Annotated in this window: 23 protein-coding genes and 1 tRNA gene; 8 read left to right on the top strand and 16 right to left on the bottom strand. The window is 31.9% G+C overall.

The genetic code is table 11. The features are described from left to right. Positions 1 to 400: 400 nt before the first annotated feature. The 3 genes from feoB to LY08_RS01355 all read right to left on the bottom strand — a co-directional run bounded on the left by feoB (position 401) and on the right by LY08_RS01355 (position 3,477). The gene (gene feoB, locus LY08_RS01345) at positions 401 to 2,500 is read right to left on the bottom strand and encodes a ferrous iron transport protein B (protein ID WP_111658638.1); all 2,100 of its coding nucleotides are present in this window, start codon (positions 2,498 to 2,500) and stop codon (positions 401 to 403) included. After that, positions 2,497 to 2,730: a FeoA family protein gene (locus LY08_RS01350; protein WP_111658639.1), complete on the bottom strand. Its 234-nt coding sequence runs from the start codon at positions 2,728 to 2,730 to the stop codon at positions 2,497 to 2,499. Before LY08_RS01350 ends, feoB begins: the two co-directional genes overlap by 4 nt. A gap of 72 nt (positions 2,731 to 2,802) precedes the next feature. Next, on the bottom strand, positions 2,803 to 3,477 hold the full coding sequence (locus LY08_RS01355; RefSeq protein WP_111658640.1) for an SCO family protein: 675 nt from the start codon (positions 3,475 to 3,477) through the stop codon (positions 2,803 to 2,805). 165 nt (positions 3,478 to 3,642) lie between these two features. Between LY08_RS01355 and rseP the strand changes: the two genes are divergently transcribed. Together rseP and LY08_RS01365 are read left to right on the top strand one after the other, a co-directional pair. Next, the gene (gene rseP / locus LY08_RS01360; protein WP_111658641.1) at positions 3,643 to 4,983 is read left to right on the top strand and encodes an RIP metalloprotease RseP; all 1,341 of its coding nucleotides are present in this window, start codon (positions 3,643 to 3,645) and stop codon (positions 4,981 to 4,983) included. Between the two features lie 69 nt (positions 4,984 to 5,052). Further along, positions 5,053 to 5,126, top strand: a tRNA-Asn gene (locus LY08_RS01365). Positions 5,127 to 5,406: 280 nt separating this feature from the next. Here the strand turns inward: LY08_RS01365 and LY08_RS01370 are convergent. Next, positions 5,407 to 6,351 carry an NAD-dependent epimerase/dehydratase family protein gene (locus LY08_RS01370; protein WP_111658642.1) on the bottom strand — a complete coding sequence of 315 codons (945 nt, stop codon included), beginning with the start codon at positions 6,349 to 6,351 and terminating at the stop codon, positions 5,407 to 5,409. Between the two features lie 160 nt (positions 6,352 to 6,511). On the opposite strand from LY08_RS01370, the gene LY08_RS01375 reads away from it, so the two are divergent. From LY08_RS01375 to LY08_RS01390, 4 genes are all read left to right on the top strand, one after another. Next, a complete protein-coding gene (locus LY08_RS01375) occupies positions 6,512 to 7,033 on the top strand; it encodes a hypothetical protein (protein ID WP_111658643.1) in 522 nt (173 codons plus the stop codon). A 1-nt stretch (position 7,034) separates the two neighbouring features. Next, positions 7,035 to 7,550, top strand: a complete 516-nt coding sequence (locus LY08_RS01380; protein ID WP_111658644.1) for a nuclear transport factor 2 family protein — start codon at positions 7,035 to 7,037, stop codon at positions 7,548 to 7,550. 103 nt (positions 7,551 to 7,653) lie between these two features. Beyond that, positions 7,654 to 11,118: a T9SS type A sorting domain-containing protein gene (locus LY08_RS01385; protein WP_111658645.1), complete on the top strand. Its 3,465-nt coding sequence runs from the start codon at positions 7,654 to 7,656 to the stop codon at positions 11,116 to 11,118. 100 nt (positions 11,119 to 11,218) lie between these two features. Beyond that, positions 11,219 to 13,315 (top strand): M13 family metallopeptidase, encoded by a 2,097-nt coding sequence (locus LY08_RS01390; protein ID WP_111658646.1) that lies wholly within the window; start codon positions 11,219 to 11,221, stop codon positions 13,313 to 13,315. 67 nt (positions 13,316 to 13,382) lie between these two features. Here the strand turns inward: LY08_RS01390 and LY08_RS01395 are convergent, their stop codons facing one another. Then, a complete protein-coding gene (locus LY08_RS01395; protein ID WP_111658647.1) occupies positions 13,383 to 14,081 on the bottom strand; it encodes a hypothetical protein in 699 nt (232 codons plus the stop codon). 80 nt (positions 14,082 to 14,161) lie between these two features. Further along, positions 14,162 to 16,462: a M28 family peptidase gene (locus LY08_RS01400; protein ID WP_111658648.1), complete on the bottom strand. Its 2,301-nt coding sequence runs from the start codon at positions 16,460 to 16,462 to the stop codon at positions 14,162 to 14,164. Between the two features lie 111 nt (positions 16,463 to 16,573). Here LY08_RS01400 and LY08_RS01405 point away from each other — a divergent pair, with 111 nt between their 5' ends. Continuing rightward, positions 16,574 to 17,041, top strand: coding sequence for a CBS domain-containing protein (locus tag LY08_RS01405; RefSeq protein WP_111658649.1), 468 nt, complete (start codon positions 16,574 to 16,576; stop codon positions 17,039 to 17,041). On the opposite strand, the gene LY08_RS01410 is transcribed toward LY08_RS01405, so the two are convergent. The 5 genes from LY08_RS01410 to LY08_RS01430 all read right to left on the bottom strand — a co-directional run bounded on the left by LY08_RS01410 (position 17,042) and on the right by LY08_RS01430 (position 20,277). Beyond that, entirely contained in the window at positions 17,042 to 17,734 is a 693-nt protein-coding gene (locus LY08_RS01410; protein ID WP_111658650.1) for a hypothetical protein, read from the bottom strand. A gap of 63 nt (positions 17,735 to 17,797) precedes the next feature. Next, a complete protein-coding gene (locus LY08_RS01415) occupies positions 17,798 to 18,898 on the bottom strand; it encodes a DUF2891 domain-containing protein (RefSeq protein WP_111658651.1) in 1,101 nt (366 codons plus the stop codon). Between the two features lie 4 nt (positions 18,899 to 18,902). After that, positions 18,903 to 19,250, bottom strand: coding sequence for a hypothetical protein (locus tag LY08_RS01420; protein ID WP_111658652.1), 348 nt, complete (start codon positions 19,248 to 19,250; stop codon positions 18,903 to 18,905). Further along, on the bottom strand, positions 19,247 to 19,783 hold the full coding sequence (locus LY08_RS01425; RefSeq protein ID WP_111658653.1) for a GNAT family N-acetyltransferase: 537 nt from the start codon (positions 19,781 to 19,783) through the stop codon (positions 19,247 to 19,249). Before LY08_RS01425 ends, LY08_RS01420 begins: the two co-directional genes overlap by 4 nt. Then, positions 19,783 to 20,277, bottom strand: coding sequence for a DUF6265 family protein (locus LY08_RS01430; protein ID WP_111658654.1), 495 nt, complete (start codon positions 20,275 to 20,277; stop codon positions 19,783 to 19,785). Before LY08_RS01430 ends, LY08_RS01425 begins: the two co-directional genes overlap by 1 nt. Positions 20,278 to 20,451: 174 nt before the next feature. Here LY08_RS01430 and LY08_RS01435 point away from each other — a divergent pair, with 174 nt between their 5' ends. After that, entirely contained in the window at positions 20,452 to 20,784 is a 333-nt protein-coding gene (locus tag LY08_RS01435) for a single-stranded DNA-binding protein (RefSeq protein WP_111658655.1), read from the top strand. 496 nt (positions 20,785 to 21,280) lie between these two features. Here LY08_RS01435 and LY08_RS01445 read toward each other — a convergent pair whose 3' ends face one another. From LY08_RS01445 to LY08_RS01465, 5 genes are read right to left on the bottom strand one after another with little or no spacing between them, the layout of a single operon-like run. Next, the gene (locus LY08_RS01445) at positions 21,281 to 21,493 is read right to left on the bottom strand and encodes a hypothetical protein (protein ID WP_111658657.1); all 213 of its coding nucleotides are present in this window, start codon (positions 21,491 to 21,493) and stop codon (positions 21,281 to 21,283) included. Positions 21,494 to 21,534: 41 nt separating this feature from the next. Continuing rightward, positions 21,535 to 21,990, bottom strand: a complete 456-nt coding sequence (locus tag LY08_RS01450) for a ferritin-like domain-containing protein (RefSeq protein WP_111658658.1) — start codon at positions 21,988 to 21,990, stop codon at positions 21,535 to 21,537. A gap of 33 nt (positions 21,991 to 22,023) precedes the next feature. After that, entirely contained in the window at positions 22,024 to 22,494 is a 471-nt protein-coding gene (locus LY08_RS01455) for a hypothetical protein (protein WP_111658659.1), read from the bottom strand. A gap of 31 nt (positions 22,495 to 22,525) precedes the next feature. Next, positions 22,526 to 22,678 carry a lmo0937 family membrane protein gene (locus LY08_RS01460; RefSeq protein WP_111658660.1) on the bottom strand — a complete coding sequence of 51 codons (153 nt, stop codon included), beginning with the start codon at positions 22,676 to 22,678 and terminating at the stop codon, positions 22,526 to 22,528. Positions 22,679 to 22,697: 19 nt separating this feature from the next. After that, positions 22,698 to 23,135: a hypothetical protein gene (locus tag LY08_RS01465; RefSeq protein ID WP_111658661.1), complete on the bottom strand. Its 438-nt coding sequence runs from the start codon at positions 23,133 to 23,135 to the stop codon at positions 22,698 to 22,700. Positions 23,136 to 23,137: the final 2 nt, after the last annotated feature.

Below are 23,137 nucleotides of genomic sequence, written 5' to 3' on the forward strand. Positions count from 1 at the left end.
ATATTAATTCAAAAGTAATTAAAAACTCTTATCAAAACAACTTCAAGTAAGCTTATTTTAATTTTTTATCGAGATATAGTTTAAAACTAGACAATTGAAATACTTTTATATTGAATTCTTTAACTTAGAAAACGGAAGATGAGTTTTACTAGTTTGAATATTACAGAAGTTTAAATAATGAAAAAAAGCTATTAAAACAGTGTTTAAAATAGCATATGATTACAATTTGTAATCATGTAAATAGAAAATATAATAGAGGGCATTATTAGTGGCACCCACAATCATCGGTACCGCAAGCTTTTTTAGTTTTCTTTTTAAAAAAATATTTTTTCCAAAGAAACCATAAAGCAAATCCTAAGGTTATAAAAACTAATATGTTTTGAATGACGGTGTTCATTTTTTATTTTAAAAATTGAAAGGCTATTAAAGCAGTAATATACGCAATTGCTGTCATAATTACTAATTGTAGGATTGGCCATTTCCAACTATTGGTTTCTTTTTTTACAATAGCTAATGTACTCATACATTGCATTGCAAAAGCATAAAACAGGAGTAGACTTATCCCTGAAGCAAAGTTAAATAATGGTCCACCTAAAATAGGGTTTACTTCTCCAGCCATACGGTTTTTTATGGTGTCTTCATCGTCGTTACCTACACTATAAATTGTTGCAAGTGTCCCAACAAAAACCTCACGTGCAGCAAAACTACTTACTATAGCAATACCAATTTTCCAGTCATAACCTAAAGGTCTTATTACTGGCTCTATAGCGTGACCTGCAATACCTATAAAAGAATGCTCTAGTTTATGCGATGCTATTTTTTGGTTTAGCTCTTCTTGATCTAGGTTTTGTGAAGCAAATTCTGTTTTGACAATATTTTCAGCATTATTAAATTGTTCTCCTGGACCATAGGATGCTAAAAACCAAAGAATGATTGATATAGCTAAAATTATTTTTCCCGCACCAAATACAAAGGATTTTGTTTTTTCTAAAACAGTTAACGCTACATTTTTAAATAATGGAAGCTTATAGTTTGGCATTTCAACTACAAAGAAGGTTTTGCTTTTAATTTTTAATATCTTATTTAAAATGTAAGCAGAGACAACAGCTGTTCCAAAACCTAGAAGATACAGTAACATTAATGTTAGTGCTTGGTAACTTAAACCTAAAAAACGACCCTCTGGAATTACTAAAGCAATAATTATTAAATACACAGGTAATCTAGCCGAACAAGTTGTAAATGGTGTGACTAAAATAGTAATTAACCGTTCTTTCCAGCTTTCAATATTTCGGGTTGCCATAATAGCTGGAATGGCACATGCGGTACCAGAAATTAATGGCACAATACTTTTACCACTAAGTCCAAATCGACGCATAATACGATCCATTAAAAACACCACTCGACTCATATATCCACTTTCTTCTAAAATGGCGATAAACAAGAATAGAAAGGCAATTTGTGGTATAAAAATGACAATTCCACCTAGACCAGAGATAATACCTTCTGCTAATAAATTGGTAAATGCTCCAGCAGGCAAAGTGTTTTTTACCCAATCGCTTAAATTGGCAAAAACACCATCAATAAAATCCATGGGTACAGTTGACCAATCATAAATAGCCTGGAAAATAGTCAATAATATCAAAAAGAATATAAGGTAACCCCAAACTTTATGAGTCAATATGCGGTCAAATTTGGTACGTAAGTCTTTTGCTTGAGATACGTCAATAGTTTGCCCTTTTTTAAGCGTATTATTGATAAATTGGTAGCGTTTTATAGTTTCTTTTTGCTGTAATCGCTTTAAATCGCTTTTAGATTTTGTTTTAAAGCTGGCTATAGCTTCAATCTCGTTTCTGTCTGTTTTACCAAAATTAACATCTTGAGTTATCACTAACCAAAGTTTATAAAGCAACTGATTTGGAAAAGCTTTTCTTAGCTTATCAAAATAATCCTTATCAATTTCTGATGCATTTAAGCAAGGTGCTGTAGAAATATCTTTGTAATTAGAAATTAAGTGCTTTAGGTTATCTATACCTTCTTTTTTTCTGGTACTTACTACAGCTATTTTGGTTTTTAATTCTTGTTCTAAAAAATCAATATCTAATGAAATCCCTTTATATTTCATTCTATCAGCCATATTGATAACCAGAATAGCAGGGATTTCTAAGTCTTTTATTTGTGTAAATAAAAGTAAGTTTCGTTTTAAATTTTCAACATCACTAACAACCACTGCAACATCTGGAAAATCTTTATCATTTTTATTAAGTAGTAATTCGATTACAACGTTTTCATCTAACGAAGACGCATTAAGACTGTAGGTGCCAGGTAAGTCAATGATATGGGCTTTAACTCCTCTAGGTAATTTACAAATCCCTTCTTTTTTTTCGACCGTAATTCCAGGATAATTACCTACTTTTTGGTTTAAACCAGTAAGTGCATTAAAAACAGACGTTTTTCCTGTGTTTGGGTTACCTATTAAGGCTATGTTTATTTGCTTGCTCATATAATTTCTTTTTCAATAATTATATGAATAGCGGTTTCTTTTCTAATAGCTAAGTGACTTCCGTTAATGTTAAGATACATTGGGTCCGCAAATGGTGCAACTTGTACCAGCTCGACACTATTACCAGGTAAACAACCCATTTCAAGTAGTTTTAGTGGAATTTCTTCTGAAGAAACGTCAATTATTATTGCGCGTTCTCCTCGTTTTAAAGTGTTAAGTGTTTGGCTCAAGCTTATTTAGATTGATTTTAAAGAAGCAAAAATAGGGCAAAAATTCAGCTTAAAAAAATTGAGAGTAAAAAACTAGTTTTGGTATTCCTTTTTTAACTTTTCTATATCTTTTAATAGTTTGTTTATCTCTTCTGTATTAGTACCATCATAAAACCCTCTTATTTGTCTTTTTTTATCTATTAGCATAAAGTTTTCGGTATGCACCATTCCGTAGTCGTCTGGTAAACCATCGTCTTTAACTGCTAGATAACTTTTTCTAGCTAAACGATAAATTTGACCTTTGTCTCCAGTTACTAAATTCCATTTATCATCAATAACTCCCTTTTTTAGGGCGTATTTTTTTAATTGTGCTACACTGTCTATTTCTGGAGTTACTGTGTGTGATAACAACATCACTTCGTTATCATTTTTTATTTTATTTTGAATAGTAACCATGTTGTCTGTCATAACTGGACAAATGGTTTGACACGTGGTAAAAAAGAAATCTGCGACGTATATTTTATTCTTATAATCGTCTTGCGTTATGGTTTTTCCGTTTTGATTAGTTAGACTAAAATCTGCTATTTTATGATATTTTTTTACATGCTGAATGGTACTATCTACCAAAGTGGTATCTACTCTATTGGGTTGGTAAATAGGTAAAGGTTTTTCAACATTTAAAATGTTATAAAAAATGAAAATTATAATTAGAGAAATGATGCTAAATACAATAGCAAACCATTTATAATCTTTAAAAAAAGAAAGCATTTTAGGGTATATTATTTAGATTACAAAAATACAATGAAAACTTTAGCTAGTCTTATGATATAACTCATAAAATTTGTTAATTCTTGAAAGCATTACAGCTATTGCTTTTTAAACTAAGTCTAAATACTTACTTTTGGCGATTATTAAAAAGAATAGAAATACTACATGGAGTTTGTTATAAAAATTGGACAGTTTTTACTAAGTCTGTCGTTATTAATAGTTTTACACGAGTTGGGACATTTTATTCCAGCAAAAGCGTTTAAAACACGAGTTGAAAAATTCTATTTATTTTTTGATGTAAAATTTTCATTATTTAAAAAGAAAATAGGCGAAACCGTTTACGGTATTGGTTGGTTACCCTTAGGAGGTTATGTAAAAATCTCTGGAATGATAGATGAGTCCATGGACAAAGAACAAATGGCACAACCACCACAACCTTGGGAGTTTAGATCTAAGCCAGCTTGGCAACGTTTAATAATTATGTTAGGTGGTGTTTTTGTAAATTTTGTTTTGGCTTTAGTCATTTACATTTTAGCTGCTTTTGCCTATGGAGATACAGATATTACAGTATCTAGCTTAAAGGATGGGTTTTTAATTGACAATCCGTTATTACAAGATATAGGGTTTAAAACAGGTGATCAAATTTTAAAAGTTGATGACACTAAAATTGTTAACGAATCTGATATTAGACAACATATTATTGGTGCCAATAGTGTTACTATTGAAAGAAATGGAGAAGTTAAAACCATAGAATTACCAGTAGACTTTTTAGGACAATTATCTTCAAGTAAAGAGAGAAGTTTATTTGGACTACGTCAACCATTTGTGGTTAAAAAAGTAGCTGACACATCATTAAATAAAAGTGTAGAGTTAAAACAAGGTGATGTTTTTAACACTATTAATGGTTTATCTGCTACATATTACGATCAAATCACACCTATTTTGGATAGCTTAAAAGGACAAACAGTTACTGCTACCTTTATTAGAGGTAACCAAACTATTGAAAGAAGTTTAAATATCGACAATAACGGAAAATTAGGAATCTATTCTGAAACCCGATTAAGTGAATTTGAAAAACTTGGTTTTTTAGATATCGTTACTAAAGAGTATGGTTTTATTGAAAGTTTTGGTGTTGGAGCAAACAAATTTACAGGAACTATAAGCTCTTATTTTGGACAACTTAAAGCAATCTTTAACCCAAGTACAGGAGCTTACAAAGGTGTAGGTGGTTTTAAAGCTATTTACGATATATTTCCAAGTAATTGGAGTTGGGAGCGTTTTTGGAGTTTAACAGCCTTTTTATCTATCATGTTAGGAGTGCTTAACTTATTACCAATACCAGCTTTAGATGGTGGACACGTAATGTTTTTGTTGTATGAAATGATATCTGGACGTAAGCCAAGCGAGAACTTTTTAGAAAAGGCACAGATAGTTGGTTTCTTTTTATTGATAGCTTTAGTGTTGTTTGCCAACGGAAACGATATTTTTAAAGCAATTTTTAATTAAAAAAATTAATTATTGTTTTGTAGAAAATAAAAAACAATTTATATTTGCGCTCGCAACAGCGAAAAACACTCCTCCTTAGCTCAGTTGGTTAGAGCATCTGACTGTTAATCAGAGGGTCCTTAGTTCGAGCCTAAGAGGAGGAGCAAGTTATAAATCCGATACATTATGTGTGTCGGATTTTTTTTGTTTAATACATCCAATAATTAGGCGAGAAGTTTATCCTGAGCGTAGTCGAAGGGAGCCTAAGAGGAGGAGCAAGTTATAAATCCGATACATTATGTGTGTCGGATTTTTTTGTTTGATGTACTTATACTGTAATGTCTTAAAACACATATTATTTGTAGTCTAGATTGTTTAAACAAATAAGCCATTAAAAAAGCCCCTAGCAATAACTAAAGGCTTTTTTTATTATAAAAGGGTGGTTTATTTATTACTTAAATTTTTAAGCATATCCTTTGTAATTTGATCTAAATCAAATTGGTGTTTCCAATCCCAATCTTGTCTAGCTACAGAGTCATCAATACTACTAGGCCAAGAATTAGCAATGTGCTGTCTAAAATCTGGATTATAGGTAATTTCAAATTCAGGAATTTGTTTTTTGATTGATTCAGCAACTTCCTTAGGTGTAAAGCTAATTCCGGATAAATTATAAGACGATCTAATCTTTATTTTATCTGCATCAGCAGACATTAATTTTACAGTCGCATCAATTGCGTCTTCCATGTACATCATTGGAAGTGCAGTATGTTCACTTAAAAAGCACTCGTAGTTTTTATGTTTTAACGCTTCATGATAGATCTCAACTGCATAATCTGTAGTTCCGCCTCCTGGTTTGGTTTTCCAACTAATAATACCAGGATAACGTAGACTTCTAACATCTACATCATATTTTTCGTGGTAATATTGGCACCAACGCTCACCAACCTGTTTAGTAATTCCATAAACTGTGGTTGGTTCCATTGTGGTGTGTTGTGGTGTGTTTTCTTTAGGCGTGGTAGGTCCAAAAACAGCAATACTTGATGGCCAAAAGACTTTTTTTATAGCTTTAGCTTTTGCTAAATTTAAAACATGAAATAACGACTCCATGTTTAAATCCCATGCTTTCATCGGAAACTTTTCTCCAGTAGCACTTAATATAGCAGCCATTAAATAAATAGTATCTATATTATGTTTTTCGCAACATATTTTAATGGACGCATAATCCATTGCATCAATTATCTCAAAAGTACCAGAATTTACTAATTCTAAATTATTATAATTTAAGTCACTAGCTATAACGTTAGATGCTCCATGGATAGATCTTAACTTATAAGTTAATTCAGACCCAATTTGCCCTGCAGCACCTATGATTAGTATTTTTTCGCTCATTTTTTTGAATTATGCATAAAATAGTCATTCAAAAGTAATAACATTTTAAAGATTTATTAATAATATTTTTATAAAAATGATAGTAAAAACAATTTTATGATTTAATAAAATTTAACTCTTTATTCTAATATATTTGTGAATCAAAGATTTAGAATACATTATGAAGTTTTTTAACTATTTAGTAATTATTGCATTATTATTTACTGCTTGTAAAAAAGAACAAGAGCAAATTCAACCAGAAGAAAATATCAGTGTTACAGACTCATTAAAATTAACTAAAAAAGATATTTCAAAAATTAATTACAAGGATATTGGTCTGGATGCAAAATCAAACCCTATAATTTCTAATTGGCAAGCTTATTTAAACATTGTAAATGGTATAGAAAAAATTAAAACTCCAGATTTTACTTTTTTTAATGCAGATGTAGATTTATTTAATTCTTCTGTAAAAGATTTCGAGCAAACCATTCCTGAAGCAATAAACACAGACCCTGTAAAAGCTAGAGTATTAGTTTTAAAAACGATGTTGTATAAATTTCAGGAGCTAGAATCTTTACAAACAAGTACAAAAAAAGAAAAGCTATTAGCCATTCAAGAGGTGTTTGTTGCACTTTCTAATTTAAACCTTCAAATCAATAAAAAAATAGAAAAGGATAGCCAAACCATTATTAAACCCTATTAAAATGAAATACCTAAAAGCCTATGTTATTTGTGTTCTAGTTCTTGTTTCTTGCGACAAAAAAGAAGAACAGTTAGACATCACAAGCATTAAAAACAACATTAATAACAGTCTAGACCATTGGCATCAAGCTGCAGCAAATGCTAATTTTGAAGCGTATTTTAACTTAATGACCAAAGATGGTGTTTTTTTAGGCACAGATGCTACCGAAAATTGGCAGTTAGAAGACTTTAAATCCTTTTCAAAGCCATATTTTGACAAAGGTAAAGCTTGGAGTTTTACTGCTTTAGAACGTAATATTTATCTGTATGACAACCAGAAAATAGCTTGGTTTGATGAGTTGTTGGATACTCAAATGGAAATATGTAGAGGTTCTGGAGTAATAGAAAAAGTGGACAATAAATGGAAAGTAAAACACTATGTATTATCCATTGCAATACCTAACGATAATGTTACGGAGGTTGTAAGTTTAAAGAAAAAAACCGACAGTATTTTAAAGTTAAAAATGCTAAAGCGTTAAAAAACAGTTGCCTCCATAATGTATTTGGTCGATGTTTTTGTTAATTCGTCTTGTTTTTTGATAAAAAAACCTATTTTTGATTTTTCGAAAAAAAAGCTATAAAATGAAAAAATTATTAATTGTAGTCATGGTACTTTTTGGTACGCTTGCCTACGCTCAGTTTAATCAAGATGCACCTTGGATGCAACAATTAAACTTAGAATCTAGAACTGCTTCAAATCCAGTTAAATTCCAAGATATTGTCAATGCTTTTAATACCTATTGGGAAACTAGAGACCCAAATGTTAAAGGTAGTGGATACAAGCCTTTTAAAAGATGGGAAGCCTATTGGTCTAATTTTGTAGGTCAAGACGGAACACTTCCAACAGCTTCAGAATTATGGAACACTTATTTAGAAGTAGTTAATAAAAAAAATAACGCTAGATCTAGCAATAGTATAGTTGACCAAAGTAATTGGGTGCCAGTTGGACCTTTTACTCACACTAATACAGGATCTTGGTCCTCTGGACAAGGTCGAGTTAATGTTGTTGTACAAGACCCTAATAATGCTTCCACTATTTATGCTGGTGCTCCAGCAGGTGGTATTTGGAAGTCTACAGATTCTGGGAATACTTGGAATACAACTACAGACAATTTACCACAAATTGGTGTTTCTGGAATAGTAGTAGATAATAACAATTCAAACATTATTTACATCGCAACTGGAGATGATGACGCAGGCGACTCTTATAGCGTAGGTGTTATGAAATCTACAGATGGTGGATTAACTTGGAATACAACAGGATTAAACCCTAATAATTCTCCAAGTTCAATGAATGATATTTACATGCACCCAACCAACTCAAATACATTGTGGGTTGCGACAAACAATGGTGTTTACAAAACAACAAATGCTGGAGTAAGTTGGACTAATCAAAATACTTCAGGTGGATCAAATGGTACAACAGGCTTAAATATTAGAGACTTAAAAATTAAACCAAACGATCCTAATACGTTATATGCGGTTTCAAGTAATCGTTTTTATCGATCAACAAATGGAGGCGAATCTTTTGCATTAGCAGGAACTGGATTACCATCTGCAGGAACTATTTCTAGGTATGTTATAGATGTAACACCAGCTAATCCTAATGTAGTTTATGTTTTAGCTTCTAATAATTCTTATGGATTTGCAGGTGTTTTTAAATCTACAAATTCTGGATTAACCTTTACACAAGTAGCGTCTTTAGCTAGCAATGGTGATGTTTTTGAATCGACTCAATCATGGTACGATTTAGCTTTTGCGGTATCAGATACTAATGAAAACGAAATATACACAGGTGTATTAAACATCTGGAAAGGAAATGTAAGTGGGACACAATCTACATTTACAAAGTTAAATAGTTGGAGTGCTCCATTTTCTTCATCGTATTCTCATGCAGATATTCATTTTTTAAGATTTTTTAATGGCGAATTGTACGCAGGTACAGATGGTGGGTTTTACAAATCGTCTAATGGAGGAACCAGCTTTACAGATTTAACAGCTGGCATGCAAATTAGTCAGTTTTACCGTATATCAGTGTCTAAGCAAACTTCAGATAAAATGGTTGGAGGACTTCAAGATAATGGTGGTCATGCTTACAGTAATGGACAGTGGCAAAACTATTATGGCGCAGATGGAATGGATACAGCAATAGATCCTTCAAATTCAGATATGCACTATGGTTTTACACAAAATGGTGGTGGGTTATATTATTCTAGTACTGCTGGTGCCAGTTTATCAGGAAGTGTTAGTCAACCTGCTGGAGAAAATGGAAATTGGATTACTCCACTGTTTATGAATAGTAACAGCGAATTATATTCAGGATACAGCTCGTTATACAAACTACAAAATAATAATTGGGTAGCAGTGTCCTCTTCTTTTGGAACTAATATTGATGTTTTAGAAATTGATGAGCTAAATGTCAATAACATTTACGTTGCTACTAATACAACGTTAAGAAAAAGTACAAATGCTGGAGTATCTTTTTCTACAGTTGAAACATTTACCTCTAACATTACATCTATAGAAGTTAATAATACAGATAATAACATTGTGTATGTTACAACTTCAGGGTCTAGCGGTCAAGTGTATAAATCTACAGATGGCGGAAACAATTTTACCAACATCTCAAGCGGTTTACCAAGTGTTACTAAAAACAGTATTAAGCATCAAGCACTACACTCTAAAAACCCGTTATATTTAGGGACAAGTTTAGGAGTATATAGATATGATGATGATACCTTAACTTGGGAGTTGTTTAATAACGGATTACCAAATGTTTCTGTCAGAGATATAGAGATTAACACGTTTGACGATAAAATCACTGCTGCTACTTATGGAAGAGGAATTTGGCAGTCAGAAATCCCTACAGAGCTAGCGCCTTCAGATGTAAAATTAGTAGCTGTTAACGGGATAAGCAGTGCAATAGAATGTAATTCTAATATTTCTGCACTGGTAGACATTAAAAATAATGGAGTTAGCACCATCACATCTGTAGATTTTACCTATTTAATAGATGGTGCATCAAATAGCTTTACATGGACAGGTAATTTAGCGTCAGAAGCAACAACTACAGTTGCTTTACCTCAATTTTCATTATCTAAAGGACAACATACTTTTGAGGTTAATTCTACAATTGCTAATGATGCCTACAGTTTTAATAATAATTCCGAGCTTAAAACTATATATGCAAATGATAGCGGAACAGCAGATGTAGTTAATACCTTTGAAGCTGCTCAAGATAAATTGTTAGTGTATGACGAAGGTGCTACAACACAATACTGGAAAATAGGTATTCCAACAGGAACCGTATTAAACAATCCTAGCAACAACCTGTCTAATAAAGTTTATGGTACCAATCTTTCTGGAGACCACGCAAATAATACAAAAAGTTACCTTATCTCTCAGTGTTATGACTTATCAAGTCTAGCAAATCCAGAAGTTAAATTTGATATGGCTTTCGAGCTTGAACAAGATTGGGATATTGTTTACATGGAGTATTCAACAGATCAAGGTGTGACATGGAGTGTGTTAGGATCTGCAACAGATGCTAATTGGTATAATAGCGATACTACACAAGGAGAAAATAATACGTGCTTTAATTGTCCAGGAGCACAATGGACAGGAAAAGACCCACAATATGCAACTCTAACCGAGTATAGTTATGATTTAAGTCCGTTTAACACAGAAACTAGTATTATGTTTAGATTTGTGTTCCATTCAGACCAATCTGTTGTAGAAGAAGGTGCTATTATAGATAATTTTGTGGTAGCAAGTAATCCTGTATTAAGTGTTGAAGATTTTAATACCAATAGCTTTTTAGTATATCCTAATCCGTCAAATGGTGTATTTAACATAAAGACTAACGCTAACCAAACTTTTAATTTAAGTGTTTATGACGTTACAGGAAAAATAATTTATACACAGTTAGATGTTAAGGCAACTAATACTAATTATCAATTAGATTTAAGTACATATTCTACCGGAGTTTATTTTCTAAATTTAGAGTCTAACAACAGTAAAATAACAAAAAAGTTAATTGTTAAATAATAGTTAATATAAACTTAAAAAAAGCGCCTCTTCAACTCTTGAAAGGCGCTTTTTTTATATCTTGAACCCATATTAACTTGCTTAAATAAATACTATTAATATGAAATTCAACCTTAAAAAAACAACTGTAATTGGTATAGTTGGATGCTTAACCATTCTTGGATGTAAAGAAGATAAGCCAGCCAAACCAACTGCACAATTAGAAGTAGTTCCAGGAATCAATGTTGATTATATGGATAAAACTACAGAGCCTAAAGACGATTTCTTTAGATATGTCAATGGAAAATGGATAGATACTAACGAGATTCCAGATGACCAATCCACTTGGGGAAGTTTCCAAGAATTACGTAAAAAAACAGATGCAGATGCATTAGGAATCCTAAAAGCTGCTATGTCAGACAACAAAGACCTTGAAAACATTCAAGTACTTCCAGGTTCTGACCAAGAAAAAGCAGTACACTATTACCAAACTATTATGGATACTGTTGGACGTAATAAGTTAGGAATAGAACCTATTAAACCATATTTAGCAAAAATTGAAGCGATTAAAAACATTGACGACTTACAAGCTTACATGATAGAAATGGAGCCAAAAGGTGGTGGAGGATTATATGGTTTTGGAGTTAGAGCAGACCCTAAAGATAGTAACCGTAATGTTGCTTATTTAGGTGGAGGAAGCACAGGTTTACCAGATAGAGATTATTATGTTAAAGATGATGCAGATTCTAAAGAAAAAAGACAAAAATATGTAGCTCATATTACTAGAATGCTACAGTTTTTAGGAGATAGTGAAGCTGAAGCAAAAGCACAAGCAGAACAAATTTTAGCTTTTGAAACTAAACTAGCAGAAGCTAAAATGGACAAAGTAGACCGTCGTGATGCTCGTAAAAGATATAATCCTAGATCTATAGAAGAGGTTCAAAAAATGGTGCCAGCTGTTAACTGGAAAAATTACTTATCCGGGATTGGTGTAAAAGAACTTGACACAGTTATAATAAGCGATTTAGGCTACTTTAAAAGATTGCAAAAGGTCTTAGCAGACGGAAATGTAGACGATTGGAAAGCCTATTTAAAATGGGACGCTTTTAATGGAGCAGCAGGGTTTTTAAGTACAGATATTGAAACTGCTAATTGGGAGTTTTACGGTAAAGAACTTAATGGTGCAAAAGCACAACGTCCAAGAGACGAGCGTGCTTTAGGATCTTTAAATAGAACTATTGGTGAAGCTTTAGGTAAATTATATGTCGATAAAAAATTTCCGCCAGAAGCTAAAGTTAAAGCAGAAAAAATGATTAAAAATGTCATTTTAGCGTTTGAAAACAGAATTAACAAACTGGATTGGATGAGTCCAGAAACCAAAGAAAAAGCTATTGAAAAGCTAAGAGCAACCAAAGTGAAAATTGCATATCCAGACAAATGGAAAGACTATTCTGAACTACAAATAGCAAGTGTTGAAGAAGGAGGTTCTTACTTACAAAACTCTTTAAATGCACGTGAATGGAATTTTAAAGACGATTTAGATAAATTAGGAAAACCAGTAGATAAGTCAGAATGGTACATGGCACCACAAATTGTGAATGCATATTTTAACCCTGCTTACAACGAGATTGTTTTTCCTGCAGCTATTTTACAACCACCTTTCTATAATTTTAATGCAGACGATGCTGTAAATTATGGTGGAATTGGAGCTGTTATTGGACATGAGATTTCTCATAGTTTTGACGATTCTGGTGCACGTTATGACAAAGACGGAAACCTAAACAACTGGTGGACAGATGAAGATTTAACACAATTTGAAGCTTTAGGAGCTGCATTAGCAGATCAGTATTCTGCAATTGAAGTTTTACCAGAAACTAATATCAATGGTAAATTTACTTTAGGTGAAAACATTGGTGATTTAGGAGGTGTTTTAGCAGCTTATGATGCGTTACAGTTAAGTTTTGAAGAAAACGGAAGACCAGAAAATATTGATGGTTATACTCCTGAGCAACGCTTTTTTATGAGTTGGGCAACGGTATGGAGAACAAAAATGCGTGATGATGCTTTAAAAACTAGAATTAAAACAGATCCACATTCTCCAGGAATGACAAGAGCTGTACAACCATTATTAAATATAGATGCGTTTTACGAAGCGTTTGATATTAAAGAAGGGGACAAAATGTATATTGCTCCAGAAGATAGAGTTAGAATTTGGTAATTCTAAAATTACAAACAAAAAAAGCCTTCCAGTTTCTGGAAGGCTTTTTTATTATATCTAATACTAATTAGTTTTTAGTTTCAGTGGGTTTTGGCTGAGGTGATAATGCGTTTTTTGCAATTAATGCCATATTAAATTGTGGTTCTAATGCTAACGCTTTATCCAATAAAGCAATAGCTGCTGCTTTATTAGTGTCTTTGTTCTCATTAAATTTTACTAAAGCATCTAGATAATATAACGCTGCTTTTAAAGGTACTGTATAAGGTTGTTGGGTTTCATAAAAACTTTTTCCCTGCGTATCTTTAACTTGGGCTAATCCCAAATCTATATAATTTTTAGCTTCAGTTAAGTTGTTAAGGTTTAAATTAATCTCAGCTATTTCATAGGCAACTTGTGCATTTTGAGACTTTTCATATATAGCTTTGTAAAACGGAAGTGATAACTCTAATTCTCCTAACGATTTTAAAGCAATAGCTTTAACTTCTAAAGCAATGTCAGAGTCTGTTGCTTTATAGTCTATACCAATAGTGTTTAAAGCTTGGGTATACTTTCCATCATTTAAATACACGTACGCTAAAGTGTCTTTTCTTGCTTGAGAAGGCTTTAAAACATTAAGATGTGTCAATGCGTTAATAACTCCTTGGATGTCCCCTTGGGCTTTCATTTGTTTGTAAAACGCTTCGTAATGGTTAACCAAAGCATCATTATTTTGTGCAACACCACTAAAGCTGAAACAAAAAATAATTAAGTAAAGTAGATTTTTCATTTTTATAATTTTAATTCCGCCAAAACTATAAAAATTATTGACTTAAAGTCTTAAAATAGTACTAATTAATCTTTTACAAATTATTCTATAGTAATGGTTTTATTAACTAAAACCGCATCATTTAAAACAAACGGTTTTGGGATCATGTGTCGTTCTCTAGGTGGAATACTAAACAGTTTATTGTCCAATAAATCAAAAGAAGCTTCAAATAATTGCAGGCTTGTTTTTTGGTTTTTTGGTACGCTAATTTGAAGGTCTAGTTTGTCGTTTTTACTCACAAAAAAACTAAATAACCTATTTTTTTTACGGTTAACAAATACAAGACTATCGCCTTTTTTGCGATAAGCATCAACACTATTAATTTTAAAAGATTTGAAATGGTTTGTCGAGTCCGAAAACACTTCTATACGTTGTACTTCACGTTGAGGTATCACACAAATATCAAAATGTCTAGTTTCTCCAATAATGGTGTCATTTGAGATTTCAATTATTGGTAAAGGAATATCTTTTACAGGTGCATTAGAAGCAAAAGTAAATCCTGAAGCATATTTACTACCAAAGGTATTGGTGTTTAATGCAGAAGCTTCGGTTGGTGACTCTCCTAAAAAGTTTTTGGTATAGGTGTCTAAAACATTATCATAAGTTACCCATTGCGCTGAGCTTTCATCTGCATTTAAAGTATAGATTAAACTGTTGGGTTTTGGTGTGTCTGGTTTAAATTCTGATTGAATGTGAGCCATAAAAAAGGCAATTATTCCTAAGAAAAAAAAGAAATAACTCCAACGTGTTTTATGTTTTAAAAACCCTAAGACTGGTAAACACAATCCAAAAATTAATACTACAAAAATAGTGCTAACTAGCAGCATTTTTAATCCTAATCCCACAGGAAACATTTTAACAAAAGGAGATAAAATAAATAATACAGGAATGCACAGAACAGCCATTAACAATAGGTTAGGCTGCTTTTGTCTGAGTAATACAAATAAGGCTAACAACCCAAAATATACAGGAATAATAAAAAAGCTGGCACCTTTTAATTGTAAAGCAATTGCAGTACAAATAATTAACCAAACAATTAATGGAGCCACTATTAAACTAGCAGTATTGTTGGCTTTGTAAACTTTACTGTAAAATAAAAAACTAAGACCCAAACTAAGTAGTACAAATAGCCAAATATAAGTATGACCATTATAGGTAAACCCATGAAGCATCTCACCATATTTTGGATATAGGATATTTAAAAATTCCCATCCTAAAAAGCCTAAGAGTCCGCAACTTATTAAGCTAAATATAAAGGCAATAAACCCTTTGCCTATGTCTTTTATGTTTAATTTTTTATTTCTAAATCCATAAACTAGTAAACTGATAAATAAAATAACAGCAATAAACAGCATAGGAAGTATCCAATCAAACGGATAAATTACCGTTTTAAAAAACGGAATATTAAAGTAGATATAATCTTCTGTACTTTTAATATTAGCTAAATTAACTTGACTAAAATGGTGTAGTAAAGGCATGATGTAGCTACCTTGATGCTCTAGAGTATTTCTGTCTAATCGAGCATAATTGTCCATTACAGTGTGATAGTCAAAATGGTCATCTATAAACGCAAAATTAAAACCTTCAATATCTCCATCACGTCTAAAAACCGTTAAATCGGTATCGTTTGGAAGCAATTTGTAAATGCTATAAGCTAATGAGTTAGCAACGGGAAATTGTGGGTTAGCTGCTACAAATTCTTTCATTAAATTGGCGTTTCCACCATTAGTTTCAATAAGCATATAACTTGGTCCACCACTACCTCGTGCTTCAAAATTTAAAACCAATCCAACCTCTTTTGCCCATTCGTGTTTATTGACAAATAAGTCGGCACCGTTTAACCCTAATTCTTCAGCATCTGAAATACCAATAATAATATCATTTTTAGGTTGCTTATTTACACTTAAAAAAGCACGTAAACCTTCTAAAATTGTGACCACTCCAGAGCCAGCATCACTTGCACCAATTGCGCTATGCGGATTACTATCGTAGTGTGATAAAAGCATCAATGCTTTGGTGTTGGCAGTTCCTTTAATTCGGGCTAAAATGTTAATGGGCTTGGCTATGTTTCCCCATTTACTAATGGTGTATCCTTCTTGAAGTTGCGTTTCTAGTCCAAGTTTTTCTAATTCTGAAATAATATAATGTCTAACTCTTGTGTTTTCTTCACTACCAGTATAATGAGGTTTTTTAGATATTTCTGTAAGTTGTAGTAAAGCACGCTCTGTAGAAAACTGCTCCAAAGGGGTCTCTAAATCTGAGATTTTATCTGGTATTAAAGCATCAAAACTTAAGTAAATTGCAAGACACAGAATAAGGATAGCAATTGCTTTTTTTAACATTTTTGGATGGTTTAATTGGTTGATATAAAAGTAGTAAAATATTACATGTGTTAATGGTTTAGGATAACTAATTAAAAATCAGTAACTTTAAATACACTAAAATTAATAGCAATGGGAATTAAAAGTTTTGAAGGTCCACGCAAGGGACAACAGCAAGTAGAACAAAATCAATCGTTAAAGGTTAGTGACTATATGACTAGAGATTTAATAACTTTTAAAGCATCACAAAGTGTAGAAGAAGTTATTGATACCTTGATAAAAAAGAAAATTTCTGGAGGACCAGTAGTTAATGATAAAAATGAGTTAATAGGAATTATATCTGAAGGAGATTGTATTAAACAAATTAGCGATAGCAGATATTACAACTCGCCAACACAAAATAATAGTGTCGAGCGACACATGGTAAAAAATGTAGAAACCATTGATGGTAACTTAAATATTTTTGATGCTGCTACTAAATTTTTAGAGTCTAAACGCAGACGTTTTCCAATAGTTGAAGATGGAAAATTAGTGGGTCAAATTAGTCAGAAAGATATTTTAAAAGCTACTATAGATTTAAAAAGTCAAAACTGGAAATAATTATACACGTCCATGTTTTGGTCTTAAAGCATCTGGATGGTCTGTAATTAATATTTTTTGTTTCCCTTTTGTGGTTATTGATGCTATGCTAGAGTAACTATAATCTGCGACAGGATTGTCTAATTTCATCCATTTAACGTAGCCAGCTATGGTAATACGTTCTCCAACTTCTACAATTGCTTCACCATAGCGTAGTTGTTTATTAAATCCAAATAACCCTTCAGTTTCAATATTATAATGGTTTAATAAATTTTTAAATTCTGGAGTAGGATCTTTAAATGTTCCAGAGCTAGTTTTACCATCGGTTACTAAATAATCGTAATAGTTTTTTGGAGATTTAGTTGGAAAAACAATAATGCGTTCTCCTGTTTGTTCTACAAAAAAATCCTGAATCACTTCCTCATCAACAATAGTTTTCCAATGCGAGCTTTTACCAGTACTCACTTTTTTTTGAATTTTCATTTTATAAAACACACACTTGCGTTGACTTAAAGGAGCTATTAAAGGGTTTTCAATATTTAGAGCAGTCCCTTCAATTTTTGAAAACTTGTTGTTTTGCAAACTCCCAATTCTGCTATAAGGCAATTGTTTTAAGCGTCTTAAAATGATGGTTTTTGGACTAAAAAAATAGATAGCATAGATGAAAGCTCCAATAATTACTACAATAATTAAAACTAAAAGTGGTGTGGTCATTAGGTAAAGGTTAATTAATTAAGTCTATACTAATAAGTATCAAAACCATAAGACTTGTTACAATTATTGCTCTCCTGCTTTTAACGCATACAATGCAAACGAGGCTAACCAATGTGCTCCAGCATATTCTCCAGTATCCATTTTACTATAACTAGCTTCAAAATGTGTATTAGCTAAAGCTATCATGTTTTGATTATCTAAAATGCGTCCCATTTCGTACAAACACCACGCACGACTAAAGTTTAGTCCATCTAAATGTGCCATTTTACCATCAGATTTATCCACCACTTCTACTGTGTTAATATACTTTGATGGATTGTTTTTAAAGTCTGGTAAAAAGGTGTCTAACCATGTTATATAGTCTTCTTTAGGTAGCACTTTAGCCATTAATGAAGCTTCTTGTAAACAAGGTGATAAAAAATCAAACCCTCCAGGTTCCCAAGTTAATGGACAATCATTGTCGGTTAGATAAAAGGTTTTAGCTCTATTAATAATAACCTGTTCTAATTCAGGATTATATTTTTTAGCATAATCCAAAGCAAAACTCATCCCAAACGCAGTATTTGGATGTTCTCCAACTCGGATTGGATAGTTTAACTTATTAAAAAACGCGATACATTTTTCTTCAATAAGTTGGGTTAATGGAGCTAAATTTTTAGAAAACTCTTGACCCTCTGGTGTGTTCCATTCGTTTAAACTTTCGGCTAATTTTAATAACCAAGCCCAACCGTAAGTACGTTCAAACGTTTTGTTATGGACATCGTCAAAATATGCAACTTCCTTTAAAATATTGTCTTTGGTCAAGGTTAATTTTAGCTTTGCTAAAATGGCTTCACGATGCTCAAAATTTGGAAAATCTTTTAGTAAATTGACTAAAGTCCAATGTCCATGTACAGAACTGTGCCAATCAAAACACCCATAAAACGCAGGATGCAACTCTTTTGGTGTTTTTAAATACGTCGCATCTCCTAAAACCTGACCCAATTTATTTGGATATTCTTGGTCCACACAGTCAAAAGCAAAATGATACAAATAGTTGGCTTTTTTTCCGTCAAGCGGAATAGGAGTAACGTTATCCTCAACCGTTTTGGAAACATGGGTTGTCTCTGATTTATGGTTACAACTTAAGCAAAATAGTATAAGTAATAGATATAAGTATTTCATAACATTATTGGCGTTTTACAAGTGCATAAAAATCGTTATCCAATGGTAAGTACCCTTGGTCGTAAACAAAGTAATACACTGTACCAGCTTTGGTGGTGTAAATACTGGTAAAGTAATTAAAATCGAAACCTTTGGCTTCTAATTTTGTTTTAGTGGTTTTAGTTTTTTGATCAGGATTTAAGCTTTCTAAGATGCGCCAATTTTTACGTAAACGGTTATTGATGTTTCTAATTAAGTTTTTTCCGTCTTTATTTACTTTATTGTTATAGGCATTTCTGCATCCATCGCTACAGAATTTTTTATCGATGCGACCAACTATTTTGTCGCCACATTCTGGACATGTTTTTGTCATAAGTTAGGGTTTTTAATGGTGTACCAACGTAAGTCTAATTGTTCTTCTTCAAAATAAAAATCGTTAACGTAGTGTAATCCTATTTTTAAAAGAGCGTTATGTGATGCTTGATTACCCACTTCTGTGGTAGCGTATAATTCTGGTAATTTCATAATATTAAACGCATAATTGACAGCTGCTTTACCAGATTCGGTAGCATATCCTTTTCCCCAGAAGCGTTCAATTAATCTATAACCCACATCATAATATTTAGTACAACCATTCATGTTGTATTCTGTGTTTAATCTTATACCAGACCATCCAATAAAGTCACCACTGTCTTTTTCAATTACAGCAAATCTACCAATACCACGTTCTTGATATTGTTGTTTTACACTATCTAATATTTTCTGTGCTTCAGCTTTTGTTTGTATAGGTTTATTACCTAAATATCTATGCACGTTTGGGTTAGAATCTAGCTCAAACATACCCTCTAAATCTGTATCTCTAAGCTCGCGTAATAGTAATCTATCAGTTTCTATATGAAAGGTCATTATTGTTTTTTGTAATTAAATGTAACTTCTTCGGTTTCACCTTTGTCTTCAATAACAACATAAATATTAATTTCAGTATCGCTTATTTTTTCAAAAGTAAACTGATCAAAATATACACGGTTACCTTCAATTTTAACCAATTTAGCATCAACAGTCTCATCTTTGTCTTCCCAACCTTTAAAGTCGTTTCCAAAATGTTTTAACTGAAAAAGAAGTGTGTCATCTACTTGTCTAATACCTCCAAGTTCGTAAAAAACAACTTTACCATCGCTAACCAATTTAAAACTAAACATCATGGAATCACCAAGGGGAGGACTCCAAATTTCTTCTGTAATTCCTCCAAAAGCTTCCCCTTTCCAGTGACCTTGTATCCAAGAGACTTGAGATAAATTGGCTTTTGGAGAAGTCATACCCTGTTCAAATTGTAATGTGTTGGTTTGAGCTTTACAGCTTGTTAAAGCTGCTAAAAAGACTATGATAACTAGGTTTTTCATGACTTGTGATTTGTAGCTAAGATACAATTTATTCGATTACAAACGACAACAAACGTTTACAATCGACATTAAATGCGTAACTACCGATTAAAATTTGCGAGTTGCTACATCTTTGCAGTGTCGAAACATAAGAACTCGATTGCATTAACTGTTTAACATTAAAAATTTAAAATTATGAACACGCTTAGAAACAAAGTACAGTTGATTGGTAACTTAGGACAAGATCCAGAAATCATCAATTTAGAATCAGGAAAAAAATTGGCAAAATTCTCTTTAGCCACTAACGAGAGTTATAAAGATGCTAATGGAACAAAACAAACTAAAACCGATTGGCACAATATTGTGGCTTGGGGAAAAACAGCAGATATTGTAGAGAAATATGTAATTAAAGGAAAAGAAGTTGCAGTAGAAGGGAAGCTGACAACCAGAACATGGGAAGATAAAGATGGTATGAAGCGCTACATTACCGAAGTGGTTTGTAACGAGTTATTAATGCTTGGGAAGTAACATTTATTTAGTTAGTTAAAAAAGGCTCGCAATTGCGAGCCTTTTTTAATTTCTAACAGGGAATATTGGTCTCATTGTGATAAACACTTATTCCTAAAACATAAAAATCTGTAATCTTAATTTTATACTTTAACATTTTATTACATGGAGAATAGGTTACTTCTTTTCCAAAAAATTTAACTCCTAAGAACTTAAATAATATTGGTTTTCTTTCAATTTTGGTAAGGTCCTGTTTAACTTCTACTGTTTTCATAATTGATATATTTTAAATTTATAATTTTTATAAACCTAATATTATACAGCTTTAAAATAAACACTTAACTTATTATGTGTTTACCTCAATTGATTAAGTGTATAAAAATATCAATATCTATATTTAGAGCATTAGTTTATACAAGAGGTGTTATGTAGATATTTCTAGAGATTGATATTAATTTAATTTTAGACAAAAAAAAGACTCGCAATTGCGAGCCTTTCTTGGTGTTTAATAAAACTATTAATCTTCCTCTTTCACTTTAATTTCGTCGTCTGTGATTTTAACCTTTTTATCTTCGGTTTCCATCTTAATTTTGTCGTCTTTGACTTTTATTTCTGCACCATCATCTTTCATTTCTTGGATAACTTTTTCTTTTTCTGATTCCTCTCTACAAGACGTAAAAGAAGTGGTCATAAAAGTTAGTGTCAGTATTGTTAAAAATAATTTTTTCATAATTTTAGTGTTTAAGTATTAATATTTAGATAAGTTTATTATTAAACTATATCTTCTAGTTTTTTAACTGTGTTTAATGCCGATTTAACTGTGGTTAATTGAGATTGCACAATAGTTTTAATTTCTGGGTTATTGTTAAAATTTTCTAATTGTGACTCGTATTCTTCCACACTAGCTTTTTCACCTCTTATACACTCTTCCAATAGTGCTTCATCGGTATCTTTAGACAATGTAGATTTAATATTAATCCACCCTCTGTGCAAATCGCCCTTTAGGGTACCATCTGTTTTAGGTTCTGCATTATGCTTTCTAATTTGATGATCTAATTCTGTAGCAAAAGTATTACGTTGTAATGCTTTTTGTTGTAACCAATTTTTTAAGTGTTGGTTTTCTGTTTTAGTCATCACTTGTTTATATCCAGCTTCTGCATCGTAATTTTTTTGTAATAATTCTTGTAATGCATTTACTGTATCTTGATTTGATTGTGTAGTTTTCATAGTTTTTTATGTTTTAGTTGTTAATAATTAATGTTAGAATCTGTAACGTAATCCTAATGCAATATCAAAATCGACATCATCGCTAAAGTCATCGTTAAACCCTAATTCTGGTCTAAAGTCTAATGATATTTGTAAAGGAATATTAAAGTTGTACTCAATTCCGATATCTCCAGCAATTAACCCATAGGTTCCATCGACATTTCCAGCATCATAAGCTCCAAATCCTGCACCTGCACCAACAAACCAATTAAAGTTGTTATCTATAGGCATGACCCATTGGTATAACCCAACTAATTTTATAACATCTACGTTATTAGAGTCTCTCCAGCCTAAATCAAATTCTAATCTGTTATTTTCTTTAAGGTATCTTTGGTAAGAAATCTCGGTACCTAAACCGTTATTGTCACCAAATCTTAACCCTATAGCGTTATTAGAAATGTCTTGTGCATTAACTGTGAAAGCGGTTAGAGTTACTGCAAGAATTGAAAAAATTAATTTTTTCATACGAATTGTTTTAAGTTATTATTGTTAAAATTTATATGGTTTTACCACCAATAAATCTTAGTAGTACTGCTATTGCTGCAATGACTAATAAGACATGGATTAGTCCAGTTGTACTGTAGACAAAAAACCCAAGAGCCCAGCCTATTACAAGTATTACAGCTATTATATAAAGTAGGCTTCTCATAATGATTGTGTGTTGTATTTTATTTTAAAGTTTTAAATGATTCGATAATATTAGCTTTTGGGACTTCTGAGTTTCCCATTAATTTTACCATTTTTTGTGCTTGATCTAATGAAGTTGCAATTCCGGTAGCATAACCACGATCTGTTACCACTCCCCAAGTATAAACGCGTTCTGGATTTTTTTCATTTTTTAAAACAATACCAGTTACATCTTTTTCTATAATGGTTGTGTTTTTACCTAATGTTTCTATTTGTTTATTAGCTTCCTCAAATGTATCTGCGGTTCCGGTAAATACACCAGAAGTTGTTTTAATAGTCCATTGATATACTTGCGTTTTGGCTTCTACAACTTTTGGGTTATTGTTGTCTAATAAATAATTATCTAATAAGTCAAGTTCTGCTGCGTTAACAAATAAACTTGAAGCTATAAGTCCTAATGTAAATATTGTTTTTTTCATAG

Source organism: Olleya aquimaris (genome assembly GCF_003259525.1).
Taxonomy (GTDB): domain Bacteria; phylum Bacteroidota; class Bacteroidia; order Flavobacteriales; family Flavobacteriaceae; genus Olleya; species Olleya aquimaris.

Bases quoted from the DNA above. Each gene is read 5' to 3' on its own strand.
- feoB (WP_111658638.1), bottom strand. From the start codon at position 2,500: ATGAGCAAGCAAATAAACATAGCCTTAATAGGTAACCCAAACACAGGA.
- LY08_RS01355 (WP_111658640.1), bottom strand. From the start codon at position 3,477: ATGCTTTCTTTTTTTAAAGATTATAAATGGTTTGCTATTGTATTTAGC.
- rseP (WP_111658641.1), top strand. From the start codon at position 3,643: ATGGAGTTTGTTATAAAAATTGGACAGTTTTTACTAAGTCTGTCGTTA.
- LY08_RS01370 (WP_111658642.1), bottom strand. From the start codon at position 6,351: ATGAGCGAAAAAATACTAATCATAGGTGCTGCAGGGCAAATTGGGTCT.
- LY08_RS01375 (WP_111658643.1), top strand. From the start codon at position 6,512: ATGAAGTTTTTTAACTATTTAGTAATTATTGCATTATTATTTACTGCT.
- LY08_RS01380 (WP_111658644.1), top strand. From the start codon at position 7,035: ATGAAATACCTAAAAGCCTATGTTATTTGTGTTCTAGTTCTTGTTTCT.
- LY08_RS01385 (WP_111658645.1), top strand. From the start codon at position 7,654: ATGAAAAAATTATTAATTGTAGTCATGGTACTTTTTGGTACGCTTGCC.
- LY08_RS01390 (WP_111658646.1), top strand. From the start codon at position 11,219: ATGAAATTCAACCTTAAAAAAACAACTGTAATTGGTATAGTTGGATGC.
- LY08_RS01395 (WP_111658647.1), bottom strand. From the start codon at position 14,081: ATGAAAAATCTACTTTACTTAATTATTTTTTGTTTCAGCTTTAGTGGT.
- LY08_RS01400 (WP_111658648.1), bottom strand. From the start codon at position 16,462: ATGTTAAAAAAAGCAATTGCTATCCTTATTCTGTGTCTTGCAATTTAC.
- LY08_RS01405 (WP_111658649.1), top strand. From the start codon at position 16,574: ATGGGAATTAAAAGTTTTGAAGGTCCACGCAAGGGACAACAGCAAGTA.
- LY08_RS01410 (WP_111658650.1), bottom strand. From the start codon at position 17,734: ATGACCACACCACTTTTAGTTTTAATTATTGTAGTAATTATTGGAGCT.
- LY08_RS01415 (WP_111658651.1), bottom strand. From the start codon at position 18,898: ATGAAATACTTATATCTATTACTTATACTATTTTGCTTAAGTTGTAAC.
- LY08_RS01420 (WP_111658652.1), bottom strand. From the start codon at position 19,250: ATGACAAAAACATGTCCAGAATGTGGCGACAAAATAGTTGGTCGCATC.
- LY08_RS01425 (WP_111658653.1), bottom strand. From the start codon at position 19,783: ATGACCTTTCATATAGAAACTGATAGATTACTATTACGCGAGCTTAGA.
- LY08_RS01430 (WP_111658654.1), bottom strand. From the start codon at position 20,277: ATGAAAAACCTAGTTATCATAGTCTTTTTAGCAGCTTTAACAAGCTGT.
- LY08_RS01435 (WP_111658655.1), top strand. From the start codon at position 20,452: ATGAACACGCTTAGAAACAAAGTACAGTTGATTGGTAACTTAGGACAA.
- LY08_RS01445 (WP_111658657.1), bottom strand. From the start codon at position 21,493: ATGAAAAAATTATTTTTAACAATACTGACACTAACTTTTATGACCACT.
- LY08_RS01450 (WP_111658658.1), bottom strand. From the start codon at position 21,990: ATGAAAACTACACAATCAAATCAAGATACAGTAAATGCATTACAAGAA.
- LY08_RS01455 (WP_111658659.1), bottom strand. From the start codon at position 22,494: ATGAAAAAATTAATTTTTTCAATTCTTGCAGTAACTCTAACCGCTTTC.
- LY08_RS01460 (WP_111658660.1), bottom strand. From the start codon at position 22,678: ATGAGAAGCCTACTTTATATAATAGCTGTAATACTTGTAATAGGCTGG.
- LY08_RS01465 (WP_111658661.1), bottom strand. From the start codon at position 23,135: ATGAAAAAAACAATATTTACATTAGGACTTATAGCTTCAAGTTTATTT.